This is a genomic window from Jeotgalicoccus psychrophilus DSM 19085 (assembly GCF_000425845.1).
Classification (GTDB): Bacteria; Bacillota; Bacilli; order Staphylococcales; family Salinicoccaceae; genus Jeotgalicoccus; species Jeotgalicoccus psychrophilus.
Genome location: NZ_KE384464.1, coordinates 91,860 through 106,258, shown reverse-complemented (window position 1 = coordinate 106,258; position 14,399 = coordinate 91,860). Strand labels below are relative to the sequence as shown.

Genomic DNA, 14,399 nt, shown 5'->3' with positions numbered 1-14,399 from the left:
CCACGTTCCTTTCAAAATCTTTCCTAATACTTCAATGTCTCGGTTTGATCAATCACAATATCGTATATAATTTCAGCGAGTTTTTCATTGTTATGACGCACAACACGTTCTTCATCAACGATAATCAGTTCATCATCTGTGATAACTGTCACCCCGTGCGCTTCCAGTTTATCCCGCTCGCTTCTAATAGTTTCGACGCCTCTATTTTTATAAGTATCCGCCATTTCTTCATTGACGTCCTGTTCGTTTAAAATAACATAGTCAATGACACGTGCCTTCAAATGCTTTTCAATCGCATAAAGATGATCGTAGGCTGACATGCCCATCGTCTCACCCGGCTGTTCCAAAAGGTTCGAGACGTATACTTTAATACCTGCTGATTCTGTCACTGCTTCGGCAATGCCTTTTGGCAGCAGATTCGGAATGATGCTCGTATATAATGAGCCCGGACCGAGCACGATAATATCCGCTTCCAGTATCGCTTCCACCGCAGCTGGTGTCGCATCGATATTCGTCGGTATTAAGTACATTTCCTTAATTTCTTTTTGCACTTTCGGAATATAGCTTTCACCGATAATAATCGAATCATCGGCCATTCTTGCTGCGAGCTTAGGGCTGACATTTGTCGACGGAATTACTGTACCCTTAACGTTTAATATTTTTGACAGCTCGCTGACCGCAGTCGCAAAATCACCGCTGATATCATACATCGCAGCGAGCATTAAATTACCGAGAGAATGTCCTGATATTTCATCTTTTTTAAAGCGGTACGTAAACAAATGCTCGAGCTTGCTCTCCACTTCACTTAAAGCAGACATTACGTTTCTGATATCTCCGGGTGCAGGCATATCGATCTGATCGCGGATAATTCCGGTTGACCCACCATCATCCGCTACCGATACTATCGCAGAAATATCCATCGGATATTCTTTTAAGCCGCGCGATAAAACTGCCAGACCCGTGCCCCCGCCGATAATTGCGATTTTAATCTTTTTCATTCAGTGTTCCTTCTATCGCTGCATCACGGTGGGTAGTGTTAATCGAAAATGCGAACTTATTCTTCAGATCTTGTGCAAGGCGTTCAGACAATGCAACAGAACGATGCTGTCCGCCTGTGCACCCTATCGCAATCGTGAGCTGGGATTTTCCTTCTTTTATATATTGAGGAATTAAATATTTAATCATATCGTACAGTTTTTCGTAAAACGTATCAGTATCCTGCCACTTCATGACGTAGTCATAGACTTCTGAATTCAGCCCGGTTAAAGGACGGTACTCCGGAATATAAAAGGGGTTCGGCAGGAAACGAACATCGAACATTAAATCCGCATCGATTGGAATTCCATGTTTAAAACCGAAGCTCAGTACATTGACAGCAAAAAATTCTTCACGCCCGCCTGAATATAAAGTGAAGATACGGTCTCTCAGCTCTTTCGGTGACAGATCCGTCGTATCGATTATTACGGATGCCCGTCCTTTTAAGTCATCGAGTATGTCACGTTCTTTTTTAATTGCTTGAAGTACGGAAACTCCTTCGTTTAACGGGTGGGAGCGCCGCGTTTCTTTGTAGCGGCTGACGAGTCTCTCATCATCCGTATCGAGAAATACAATACGCAGCATAATACTTTCATTATTAAGAACTGTCTCCAGTTTTTGAATTAAATCATCGAAAAACTCTTTGCCCCGTAAATCGATGCCGAGTGCGACTTTGTTCATTTTACCGTCAGTGGACTCCATTAATTCTACGACTTTTGGAATAAGAATCGGGGGAAGATTGTCGATACAAAAATAGCCTGTATCTTCAATTGCTTCCAGTGCAACAGATTTTCCTGAACCGCTCATACCTGTAATTATGATTAAATTTTTCATAAAGCACACCCTCAAATTTACTTATTTTCAATCTTGCCATTCACTTATATTATAACGGATAACGTTACGAAAAAACCCCCTTACGGGGGATTTGATACTATTAATTATTCATTGTCTTCCAGCTTCTCAAGATAATGCTGAGCATTTTGCGCTGCAAGACTGCCGTCGCCTGTCGCTGTAACAATCTGACGGAGTGATTTCTCTCTAACATCTCCTGCGGCAAATATGCCCGGAATTTCAGTTTCCATTTCTTCATTCGTGACGATATAGCCGTCATCATTTAAAATACCGAGGTCTTTAAACGGTGATGTCAGCGGCAGCATACCGATATAAATAAAGACACCCTGTGCATCAAAGTCATATGATTCACCTGTATTTTTATTTTTCAGCGTTACTGATTCTACGCGGCTTTCACCGTTAATTGACTGCAGTTCTGTATCCCAGATAAAATTAATTTTATCATTTTTAAATGCACGGTCCTGTAAAATTTTCTGAGCACGGAGCTCATCACGACGGTGAACAATTGTCACTTTGCTCGCGTATTTAGTCAGGAATACACCCTCTTCAACAGCTGAGTCCCCGCCGCCGATAACGACAAGCTCGCGCTCTTTAAAGAATGCGCCGTCACATACTGCACAGTAGCTCACACCGCGTCCGCGAAGCAGATCTTCACCTGGTACGCCGATTGTTTTATATTCTGCGCCTGTTGCAATAACAACACTTTTCGTATAAATGTCTTCAGACGATGTTTTCAATATTTTAATGTCGCCGTCAAGTTCAACGCTTTTAATATCGCCGTACTTGTATTCTGCACCGAATTTCTGCGAGTGCTCAAACATTTTAGAAGATAATTCCGGTCCTGTAATCATACTGAAGCCCGGGAAGTTTTCTACTTCTTCAGTGTTCGCCATTTGTCCGCCTGGCACACCGCGTTCAAGCATTACTGTTTTAAGCTCTGCACGTGAGGCATAGACTGCTGCTGTCATGCCTGCAGGTCCTGCACCGATTATTACTACGTCATATATCGTTTTTTCTTCCATAATCGTTCTCCTTTAAAAAATTACTACATATAATTAATTATATAGGCTTTCTGCCCGTAAATCATTATATCTGCTTTATTCTCTCTATTGCTTTATTAAGTCTGTAAACTGTCGTATTAAACATTTCAGCGACGCCTTTTTTAGTCAGCTTGCGTCCCCCGGGATATAAATACAGCGCTGCTGCGGTATGGCTTTCAATATCGTCAAACTCTTTATGCTTTTCATACAGATCATGAAACAAGTTAATCCACATCAGCAATGTCTCTTCATCTCTGAATGATAAGTCATATAGCAGTTCCAGTCCGATATGCATCTGTCCAAGACGGACCAGTTTCAACCCTTGGAATAAAAATGTCACATACAGTTTTTCATAGTCATCCAGCGTTTCAATATGATCCCATATCGATAAACCAATAATTGCTTCGCGCGGTTCTATTTTACTTATTAAATATAAGGCGAGCAGTCGTTTGTGCTGATCTTCATCATGCAGATACATACTTTCCAGTGCGAGTATTTTATTTGCGGCTTTTTGTTTATTCCACGGACTGAACTTCTCATCCACCGGATGGAAATTCTGCATGCGTGTCCAGTATATTTTCGATGCTTCATGCATGCCTAGATGATGACTCGAAAAACTAAGTGCATGCAGCAGCTGGAAATTGATTATTTTCTGCTTTTTGTAAAGCGGGAAGAGCAATTTATATGAATGTTCATACTTCTGCAGAAAATTTAATACCAGTCCGACTTTAAATCGTGCATCGTCATCAAGTGGCTCAACGATTTCAAGTTTTTTCAAATACGCTTCATACTCATCAAACTGCTCAGTATGATAATGCAGCAGCGTCATATGGCTGAGTGCATGCATATCTGTCTGATCGTCTTCCAAGAGTTGCCGAAGCAGTACTTCAGCATCTTCATACTTATTTAAAAATAAGTAAGCCATCGCTTTTAAATTTCTGAACTCGCGTTCCTGCTGTATGTCCATCGGCAATGAATCGAGGTAATCAAGTGACTCTGAAACTTTTGCGTTCATAAATAAATGCTGGAAAATCTGCTGGCCGATAAATCGTTCTGCTTCTTTTTCAAGTTCGTCCTCATCATCGATTTCCACATCGAACATTTCTTCAAGCTTATCCCCGTAATCTGTATCGGGGTGGTAAGTAGAATATTGCACACCATATAAAAATGCTTTATTTGCATCGTGTTTAATAATATTAATCTGACTTAATATATAAAAGTACTCCGGTTTGTAATCATCATTGACGAATGCTTCGATAATTAAGTGCTCCGCTTCGTTGCCGAATCCATTTTCAGCCATGACATATACATACTCAGATAAATAATCCGCATTGTCCGGGTTTTTATCGTGTGCTTTTTTTAAGAGCTGGAGTGCGTCTTTTTTATTATTCTGCTGTCTTTTTTTTATACCCTGCCTGTAGTAATGCTCTCCGTTTTGATCGAGAGAGATTACTTTTTTATTAGTCATTATGTTCTCTCCCTTATAATCATTGGATTGCCGTAGACGAGTGCATTATCGGGAACGTCTTTTGAAACTACTGTACCTGCCCCGATTTTTACACCGCTGCCTATTTTAACGCCCGGCAGAATTGTTGTATTCGCACCGATCATCGTATTTTCACCGATATTGACTTTGCCGATTCTATATTCATCCGTTAAATATTCGTGTGTCAGTATCGTTGCATTATAACCGATAATCGAATTTTTTCCGATTGTAATCAATTCCGGAAACATTAAATCAGGCATCGCTTTATACGCAAATGATACGTGTTCGCCCAAATTTATATTCAGAAAACGCCGGTATAATTTATGTTTCAGCTTAGTCGACGGTAAAAATCGGCCCGTTTCTATAACGATAAAGTTTTTAGCAACTTTAACTATCGATACAGTGCGGTATAAATGCCACAGCGGATTTATTTTAAAGCCCGTATGCCGGGTTAATTTCCTCATGCTACTTCTTCCTTTTTTTCTTCTTATTCACTACTGTTGATGATTTCTTATTGTGTTTAGGTTCATCTTTAGCTGCGTAATTGCCGTATACGGCGCCGTATTTAGGCAAATCGTACCTCTGCTGACGGTAAATCATAATTGCGATTGCCGCAATTATCGCGATGACCGAAATAACTTGTGCTGTCCGGAGCATATCGCCGATCATTAAACTGTCCGTGCGCATGCCTTCGATAAAGAACCGGCCGACTGAATAGTATATCAAATAAACTAGAACTGTGTGCCCGAGTGGTAATTTCGCACGTATTATAAATAAGATAATAACGCCGATTATACTCCATACCGATTCGTATAAAAATGTCGGATGATAGTAAGTGCCATCGATATTCATATGATTAATAATAAATTCTGGAATCATTAAGTTCTCGAGAAACTCTCTTGCTACCGGCCCGCCGTGAGCTTCCTGGTTAATAAAGTTTCCCCAGCGCCCGATTGCCTGACCGAGCAGTATGCTCGGAGCTGCGATATCCGCCACCTGGAAAAAACTGTAGCCTTTCACTCTCGTATAGATTATACCGGCAAGGAATCCGCCGATCAGACCGCCGTGAATTGCCATGCCGCCTTCCCACACTTTGATAATATCAAGCGGGTTAAAGAAATAATGGTCAAGATTGAAGAAGACATAGTACAGACGTGCACCGATAAGAGAGAAAATAATGATATACATCATTAAATCCATAAATAAATCTTCAGGAAGTCCTTTTTTTATCGTTTCCCTGTTTGCTAAAACGTATCCGAGTATCATACCGGTTAATATAATAATTCCATACCAGTGAACGGACAACGGTCCGAGCGATATTGCCACCGGATCGATGGCGGCGTTTAAAATCATCATGAGTTGCCTCCGTTGTTTTTAATCTTTTCATTTAAACGGTCGTTAAATTCAACCGCTGCGTTATGCCCCATCTGATTTAGACGGTGGTTCATAGCTGCAACTTCGATAATGCCTGCGAGACTTCGTCCCGGGCGAATCGGAATTACTTTTTTTGTCACTTCTGAATTTAAAATCTTAATTTTTTTATCTTCAAGGCCGAGACGGTCGTATGTATTATTATCAGTCCAGTTTTCCAGATGAACATTCAGCATAATACGTTTTTCAGACAGTATGCACCCTGCTCCGAACAATGTCATGACGTTAATAATTCCGAGACCGCGTATTTCAAGCAGATGCTGAATCAATTCAGGCGCCGAACCCATCAGCACATTTTTTGTTACCTCTTTAATTTCAACGTTATCATCCGCAACTAAACGGTGCCCGTTTTTAACAAGTTCGAGCGCAGTTTCACTTTTACCGATACCGCTCTCTCCTGTAATCATTACACCGATACCGTACACATCAACAAGCACACCATGCATATTGGTTTCGGGAGCCAGTTTTTTTTCTAAGTATGTAGTAATACGGCTCGTAAAATTTGTCGTGTTGTCTTCTGTTATTAAGAGCACTGTATTTGTCTGGTTGCACGCTTCGATTAATTCAAGCGGCGGCTGCTGGCTGCGTGTGACGATAATACACGGTGTTTCTTTTCTGCACAGACGTTTTGCACGGTCTTCGCGCTCCTGATCTGAAAGCACCCTTTCAAAAAATGAAATTTCCTTCATACCGAGTATCTGGACTCTGTCAGATGAAAAGTGAGAAAAATATCCCGCAATTTCCAGCCCGGGCCGTGACAAATCAAAGCTTGGAATTTCGTTTTCAAGCCCTGTATTTCCGCCCCATATTTTTAAGTTAAATTCTTCGACTAAATCTTTTACTACTAACATCCCTGCACCTCCGGCCGGCTTCTCTTAAATCAGTTTACTGTAACTTACATTATAGCAAAAAATGGGCTGGCATTCGCCAGCCCTTACTTATTAATATTTTTTAGCTGCGGTGCAATGTCACACTGCCGACTTTTGTGCCGACTTCAAGGAACATTCCAGCTTCGTCTGTGTTATTTATAAGCATCAGCTCTTTAAAACCGATATCTTGCTGTTTCATATAGCGTGCATCAAGTTCAGGTGGATAGTTAATCTGTCCAAGAACAGTCGACAGACGTCCTTCAAGCTCTCTGCCGTGAGGTACGCTGATATTAATGCTGCCCATATTTGAATTAATTGTGGCTTCTTCAGTTTCCTTCTTAAGCGCAATATTAACCGAACCGTTTGATGAAATATCAATCGTTTTAGCATCGAGATTATCAGTTAAAATTGTCCCAAGCATAGATACGATTTCAATGCCTTTATACTCGCCCTCTGAAACTTTAATGTTCCCTCTCGATGTGCGGATAAATGCATTTTTCGCCTGCACATGAGCTAGTTCAATATCTCCGTTTAAAAGATCGACAGTTAGATCAGTAAATGATTTATCAGCGATTTTAACATTGCCGTTTGACGTCGATAAAATGATGCGTCTGAGTGTTTCTTCAGTCACTTCGATAATCACGTTAACACGTGCAGACTTAACATCCGACACGATAACGAGCTCGTCATTTTTAACATCACAGATTATATCCTGGAAGTAATTTTTCTTCGTATCCAGTTTTCTGTAAAATGGTGTAATTTCAAACTTTACAACATTGCCGCGTTCCCCTTTTTTCAGTTCAACATTACCATTCGCGATATCTACTGAAACGCTGCTGAACGGCGTGTCAACTGTTTCAATTAAACGGTTTTTCGGCCCTTGTGAAAATACTGAATCAAAAGATGAGCCGACTGAGTCAAATGCTTTTTCAAGTCCGTCAAACATCTGTTTCGCCTGACGCTGAGTACCGAATTTACTTTTGACGTTTGTATATGTGTCATTCACTTTATCTTTGTTGACGAATTTATTAAACTCATCGACAAACTGGCCGACATAGTCACCGAATAATCCTGTTGATTCATTGTTCCCGGACGAATCTTGTTCTGTATGTTTCTTTCTCTCTTTAGCTTCTGGCTCTGATTTCGAGTTTAATGCCGACATCAGTTCGATTGCTTCTTCGGAAGTTATCTTGCCTTCTTCAAGCATTTTCAAAATACGCTCTTTACTTTCCACTGATATTACCTCCTAATGGTTTCTGGTTAACCACTTCTTAAGATGATGTCCCGTGTGGCTGTTTTCATTGGCAATTACATCTTCTACTGTACCACTTACGACGATGTTTCCGCCACCTTCGCCGCCTTCCGGCCCGAGGTCAATAACATGATCCGCTACTTTTATTACATCGAGGTTATGTTCAATAATTACAACAGTATCCCCCTGTTCAACGAGACGCTGAATCACACCAATTAAGTTTTTAATATCTTCTGAGTGCAGTCCTGTCGTTGGTTCATCGAGAATATACAGCGTTTTGCCATTCGAGCGTCTGTGCAGTTCGCTCGCCAGTTTCACACGCTGCGCTTCACCGCCTGACAATGTTGTCGCCGGCTGGCCGAGGCGTACATATCCTAATCCCACATCGACGAGTGTTTTAATTTTACGTTTAATTTTAGGCAGATTTTCAAAGAAATAATATGCTTCTTCTACTGTCATTTTTAACACATCTGCTATGCTTTTGTCTTTATATTTCACTTCAAGTGTTTCTCTGTTATAACGTTTTCCGTGACACACTTCACATGGAACGAAGACATCCGGCAGGAAGTGCATTTCTATACGGAGTATACCGTCGCCGCGGCATGCTTCACAGCGTCCGCCCTTAACGTTAAAACTGAAGCGTCCTTTCTGGTAGCCTCTGACTTTTGCTTCATTTGTCTGGGCAAAGACATCTCTGATGTTATCAAACACGCCTGTGTAAGTCGCGGGGTTACTGCGCGGTGTACGGCCGATCGGCGACTGGTCGATATCAATAATTTTATCGATATGCTCAATGCCTTCGACTTTATCGTGTTCGCCCGGCACTTCTTTCGTTTTATAGAGTTGGTGGTGCAGGCTCTTATATAAAATTTCATTGACCAGTGTACTCTTTCCTGAACCGGACACACCGGTTACAAGATTCAGTACACCTAGCGGAATATTAACATCTATATTTTTCAGATTGTTTTCTCTGGCACCTTTAATCTTAAATGCTTTTTTCTTATCGGGTTTCCGGTAATTTTCCGGCAGTGCTATTTCGCGCTTGCCGCTTAAATATTGGCCCGTTAATGAATTGTCATCTGCCATAACTTCCTCGGGTGTACCGTAGGAAACAACTTCCCCGCCGTGTTCACCGGCACCCGGACCGATATCGATTAAATAATCACTCGCGAGCATCGTATCTTCATCGTGCTCAACGACAATTAGTGTGTTGCCGAGTTCTCTCATATCTTTTAGAGTGTTGATTAGACGTTCATTATCGCGCTGATGCAGTCCAATTGACGGTTCATCCAGAATATAGAGCACACCGCTGAGGCGTGAACCTATTTGTGTTGCCAGACGGATACGCTGCGCTTCTCCGCCGGATAACGTGCCGCTCTTTCTGTTCAAAGTTAAGTAATCGAGCCCGACGTTGCGTAAAAATGACAATCTGCTGTCAATTTCTTTTAATATCGGTTCTGCAATTTCTTCATTTTGAGCTGATAAAGAAATATTGTCGAAAAAGTCTATGCCATCCTTAACAGAACGTTCGACGACTTGTCCGATATGCGTATCGTTTACTTTAACTGCAAGTGCCTCATCGTTTAAACGGTACCCGTCACAGCGTTTGCACTCAATTTCACGCATATACTGCCCCATCACATTTCTCGTATATTCGGAAGGACTCTCATTATATCGTCTGTCGATATTTTTCAGCACACCTTCAAACGCCATCTTGCGTTCACGAACTACACCGTTATCCTGAGCGAATTTAAATTTTATTTCATCTTCGCTGCCGTTAAAAATAATATCTTTTTCTTTATCGCTTAATTTTTTAAACGGTACAGTCATATCGATATCGTAATAGTCTGCAGCCTGTGTTAACAGCTGCGTATAATACGTTGAACTGATCGGCTGCCATGTAATAATCGCACCGTCGTCCAATGATATTTCCTGATCCGGCACAACGAGTGTTTCATCGACTGACATTTTCATGCCGAGGCCGTCGCACTCTGCACATGCACCGTACGGTGCATTAAATGAAAACAGACGCGGTTCAAGTTCCGAAATCGTAAAACCGCACTCCGGACATGAAAAGTTTTCAGAGAAATGCAGGTCTTCGCCGTCAATGACATTAATTGTGACGTTACCGCCGGATTTCTCCAATGCCACTTGCAGCGAATCGCTGAGCCGGGTCTCAATTCCTTCTCTGACTGCAAGTCTGTCAATCACGACATCTACATCGTGTTTTTTATTTTTACTGAGCTCAGGTACTTCTTCTATATCAAACATGTCTCCGTCAACGACAACACGTGCGTAGCCTTCTTTACTTAAATCAGTTATTAATTTTTTATGCTGTCCTTTTTTACCGCGCATTAATGGAGCAAATACTTGAATACGGGTACGTTCCGGCAGCTGCATCACAATATCGGTCATTTCTTCAATTGTCTGGGAAGAAATTTCAATATCGTGAATGGGACAATAAGGCGTTCCTGCCCTTGCATAAAGCAGTCTTAAGTAATCATATATTTCCGTAATCGTCGACACAGTCGAACGCGGGTTATTGCTCGTCGTTTTCTGGTCAATTGATATTGCCGGTGACAGCCCTTCAATCGCATCGACGTCAGGTTTTGACATCTGCCCTAAAAACTGGCGTGCATATGAACTGAGTGATTCGACATAACGGCGCTGGCCTTCGGCATAAATCGTATCGAAAGCAAGTGACGATTTACCGGAGCCTGATAAGCCCGTCATAACGACGAGCTGATCTCTCGGAATGTCTAAATCGATACCTTTTAAATTATTCTCTCTTGCACCTCTGATGCTGATGAATGGATTTTTCATGTAACTCACCCTTCTGCCTGAATCTCAAATATTGCATCTCTCAATTCAGAAGCTGTTTCGAAGTCTAAATCTCTGGCAGCTTCTTTCATTTCCTGTTCAAGTTTCTCAAGCAATTTCTCGCGCTCTGATTTTGTAAGTTTCTTCGTCGCGGATTTTTTCTTAACTTTATCATCTGTTTTAATGTCTATATGCGCACTGATGACATCGCGGATTTCTTTCTTAATTGTCATCGGTGTAATATTATGTTTTTCATTAAATGCTTTTTGTGTTTCGCGGCGTCTCGACGTTTCATCGAGTGCATACTGCATCGAATCTGTGATTTTATCAGCGTACATAATAACGTGCCCGTTGCTGTTTCTGGCTGCACGGCCAATCGTCTGTACAAGTGCACGGTTCGAACGAAGGAAACCTTCTTTATCCGCATCGAGTATCGTTACGAGCGACACTTCCGGAATATCCAATCCTTCACGGAGCAAGTTAATTCCGACGAGCACATCGTAAGTCCCGACGCGCAGTTCGCGAAGTATTTCGATACGCTCAAGCGTTTTAATTTCAGAATGCAGGTACTGTACTTTTATGCCAGCTTCTTTTAAGTACGTCGTTAAGTCTTCCGACATTTTTTTAGTCAATGTTGTTACTAACACACGTTCATTCTGTTCTATTCTTCCATGGATTTCTTCCATTAAATCATCGATTTGATGTTCTGATGGTCTGACGTCTATCGTCGGATCAAGCAGACCTGTCGGACGTATTATCTGTTCAACCATCTTCTCCGTATGTTCAATTTCATACGGTCCCGGTGTTGCTGAAACGTAGAGCAGCTGCTCCGCCTTTTCTTCGAACTCAGAAAACATTAACGGCCTGTTATCGAGTGCACTCGGCAATCTGAAACCGTGATCGACAAGCACTTGTTTACGCGCTTTGTCTCCGTTATACATTCCCCTGATTTGCGGTACAGTAACATGGGATTCATCAATCATAATAAGAAAATCTTTAAAATAATCAATCAGCGTATACGGTGTTGAGCCCGGTTCACGCAATGTTGTATGCACTGAATAGTTTTCAATACCTGAACAGAAGCCCATCTCGCGCATCATTTCAAGGTCATAGTTCGTCCGCTGCTCGAGACGCTGCGCTTCAAGAAGTTTATCTTCGGCGCGAAATTTCTTCAGCTGTGCCTCCAGCTCTACTTCAATACGTTCAATCGCGACTTTCATTTTCTCATCTCGCGTAACGAAGTGGGATGCCGGGAAAATTGACAGATGCTCGCGTTCTGCATACACTTCGCCCGTTAAATAATCTATTTCACGAATTCTGTCGATTTCATCACCGAAAAATTCGACGCGTATACACTGTTCATCTTTTGAAGCCGGAAATACCTCTACGATATCGCCGCGCACTCTGAACGTTCCGCGTTTAAAATCGATATCGTTACGTGAATACTGAATGTCGACAAGCTTGCGTAAAAATTGATTGCGGTCGAGCTCCATTCCCGTACGGATAGTCACAACTAAATCACGGTACTCATCCGGATTACCCAAACCGTAAATACAGCTGACCGAAGCGATAACGATAACGTCATCTCCTTCGAACAGCGAACTCGTTGCGGAGTGGCGAAGCTGATCGATTTCGTCGTTAATCGATGCATCTTTTTCGATAAACGTATCGGTGCTCGGCACGTAGGCTTCAGGCTGGAAGTAGTCATAATAACTGACGAAATACTCCACTCTGTTATTAGGGAAAAATTCTTTAAACTCACTGTATAATTGTCCTGCTAATGTTTTGTTATGCGCAATAATCAGAGTCGGCTTGCCGATTCTCTGTATTACCTGGCTCATCGTATATGTTTTACCGGTACCCGTTGCACCGAGAAGTGTCTGGTGTCTTTGTCCGGACCCGATTTGTTTTACTAATTCTTCAATCGCTTGAGGCTGGTCACCAGCCGGCTCAAATTTAGAAACTAACTCAAAATCTGCCATTGTTTCGCCTCCATTTATTAATCTATACTATTTTAACAAAAATAGAGCAGAAATAACAAACATTTGTTCGGTCATCTCTACTCTTCATTATTCGTATTAAAATTATCGAGCTCAAAAATTTCTACTATTATATAGCCTACAAAAATCGATGCAGAATCTATGTAAATTACCCACTCACTGGGGTAAAAACCTCTGTATATCGATGCACCAAAAAGAATAAAAGTCAGCATTATTGCTACGTACTTATTACGTGTCAGCCGCGTAAATACTACGACAGTCGTAGCTGGAACGACCATTGCCATCATGTACCAGTACAAATCCATAGCGGCTACTCCCGGTTCAGAATAGAGTTCGTTATTTCAAACAGTTCATCTTTTGGAATGAAACGTTCCGACAGCATTTCTGTTAATATATTTTCCAAAAAGTCCCGCACGCATACTAAATGATCAAAACGTTTAATCGTTGCGAGTGATTCTTCATAGATTTCAAAAAACAGAGGTTCGGGATTTCGCTTCTGTATTTCACCGAAAGATTCGTATAAAAGATCGATTTTATCAGCAACAGAAAGAATCTGTCCTTCAAGCGTGCTGTCTTTGCCTTCTTTCAATCGTTCTTTATATATTTGCTGATACTCCGGCGGAAATTCAGTTTCGATAAACTTCGTTGTCATCGTTTCTTCCACTTCCATAAACAATGTGTTCAGCTCGAGAGAAGCATACTTCACCGGCGTTTTAATATCCCCTGTAAATATTTCAGGGTAATCGTGATTCAGTGCTTTCTCATATAAAGAACGCCAGTCGATTTCATTGCCTTTATGCCCCTCAACCGTTCCTAAATACTGAGCAATCTTCGTTACTTTAAACGAATGCGCAGCAACGTTGTGCTCCTGATACTTAAACTTGCCGGGACATCTGACAAGCTTCTCCAGGTCATTTAAACTTTTAAAATATTGATGTACTCCCATTTATTGTCGCTCCTTTACATAGTTAATGTAATTCGTGATCAATTCCGGTCCAATTTCTCCAATATACGCCCGCACAACTTCACCATTTGAATCGATAAAAAAAGTTGTCGGCATTAAGCTGATTTTAAACTCCTCTGTCATACCCGCCTCGTCAGTCAGTTCGAACACAGGGTACTGCACATCGTAAGTTTCTAAAAACTCATCGCGATTTTTAACACTGTCATCGATATTAATACCGACAATTTGAACATCACTGTCTGCAGTGTCCATCGCGTACTCATTTAACTCAGGCGTTTCCCGTTTACACGGCTCACACCAAGAAGCGAAAAAATTTACAACAGTCACTTCGTTATTCTGAATAATTTCGTTCAGCGGTACTTTACTGTTAATTACAGCATCCGACTCCGTATTCAGTAAATTTAAGCCGACCGCATGATGATTATCGCGCCCCTCTGAATCCTGCAGCGTCTGCAGACTCCGCTCTCTCATCTGATCATCGGAAACATTAATAACGGCACCGATACTTATCCCAATGAGCAGAAAAAACGCGACAAAAATAACTATTGTAATACCCCTTTTCCCCGCCATTAAATCCACTTTCCCTCTAATATCATTTTAATCATTTTAACATACCGCACTAGGAAAGTACCGTCTGCCGAGGTTAAGAA

At 41.5% G+C, this 14,399-nt stretch carries 13 protein-coding genes; all 13 read right to left on the bottom strand.

The window, feature by feature from the left end:
* Positions 1–23: 23 nt before the first annotated feature.
* On the bottom strand, positions 24–998 hold the full coding sequence (locus tag H625_RS0110815) for a gluconeogenesis factor YvcK family protein (protein ID WP_026859923.1): 975 nt from the start codon (positions 996–998) through the stop codon (positions 24–26).
* The gene (rapZ, locus tag H625_RS0110810; RefSeq protein ID WP_026859922.1) at positions 985–1,869 is read right to left on the bottom strand and encodes an RNase adapter RapZ; all 885 of its coding nucleotides are present in this window, start codon (positions 1,867–1,869) and stop codon (positions 985–987) included. The genes H625_RS0110815 and rapZ overlap by 14 nt, the downstream gene beginning before the upstream one ends.
* Before the next feature lie 104 nt (positions 1,870–1,973).
* A complete protein-coding gene (gene trxB, locus H625_RS0110805; RefSeq protein WP_026859921.1) occupies positions 1,974–2,909 on the bottom strand; it encodes a thioredoxin-disulfide reductase in 936 nt (311 codons plus the stop codon).
* Positions 2,910–2,973: 64 nt separating this feature from the next.
* A complete protein-coding gene (locus tag H625_RS13500; protein ID WP_156897230.1) occupies positions 2,974–4,395 on the bottom strand; it encodes a tetratricopeptide repeat protein in 1,422 nt (473 codons plus the stop codon).
* A complete protein-coding gene (locus tag H625_RS13675; protein WP_156897229.1) occupies positions 4,395–4,877 on the bottom strand; it encodes an acyltransferase in 483 nt (160 codons plus the stop codon). Before H625_RS13675 ends, H625_RS13500 begins: the two co-directional genes overlap by 1 nt.
* A gap of 1 nt (position 4,878) precedes the next feature.
* Positions 4,879–5,769 (bottom strand): prolipoprotein diacylglyceryl transferase, encoded by an 891-nt coding sequence (lgt, locus tag H625_RS0110795; RefSeq protein WP_026859920.1) that lies wholly within the window; start codon positions 5,767–5,769, stop codon positions 4,879–4,881.
* A complete protein-coding gene (gene hprK / locus H625_RS0110790) occupies positions 5,766–6,695 on the bottom strand; it encodes an HPr(Ser) kinase/phosphatase (protein ID WP_026859919.1) in 930 nt (309 codons plus the stop codon). The genes lgt and hprK overlap by 4 nt, the downstream gene beginning before the upstream one ends.
* 100 nt (positions 6,696–6,795) lie before the next feature.
* On the bottom strand, positions 6,796–7,947 hold the full coding sequence (locus H625_RS0110785) for a DUF4097 family beta strand repeat-containing protein (RefSeq protein ID WP_026859918.1): 1,152 nt from the start codon (positions 7,945–7,947) through the stop codon (positions 6,796–6,798).
* Positions 7,948–7,959: 12 nt separating this feature from the next.
* A complete protein-coding gene (gene uvrA / locus H625_RS0110780) occupies positions 7,960–10,788 on the bottom strand; it encodes an excinuclease ABC subunit UvrA (RefSeq protein WP_026859917.1) in 2,829 nt (942 codons plus the stop codon).
* A 5-nt stretch (positions 10,789–10,793) separates the two neighbouring features.
* Positions 10,794–12,767, bottom strand: coding sequence for an excinuclease ABC subunit UvrB (gene uvrB, locus H625_RS0110775; RefSeq protein WP_026859916.1), 1,974 nt, complete (start codon positions 12,765–12,767; stop codon positions 10,794–10,796).
* Between the two features lie 77 nt (positions 12,768–12,844).
* The gene (locus tag H625_RS0110770; protein ID WP_051239070.1) at positions 12,845–13,090 is read right to left on the bottom strand and encodes a CsbA family protein; all 246 of its coding nucleotides are present in this window, start codon (positions 13,088–13,090) and stop codon (positions 12,845–12,847) included.
* 5 nt (positions 13,091–13,095) lie between these two features.
* Positions 13,096–13,731, bottom strand: coding sequence for a YfbR-like 5'-deoxynucleotidase (locus H625_RS0110765; RefSeq protein WP_026859914.1), 636 nt, complete (start codon positions 13,729–13,731; stop codon positions 13,096–13,098).
* Positions 13,732–14,319 carry a TlpA family protein disulfide reductase gene (locus tag H625_RS0110760; protein ID WP_026859913.1) on the bottom strand — a complete coding sequence of 196 codons (588 nt, stop codon included), beginning with the start codon at positions 14,317–14,319 and terminating at the stop codon, positions 13,732–13,734.
* Positions 14,320–14,399: the final 80 nt, after the last annotated feature.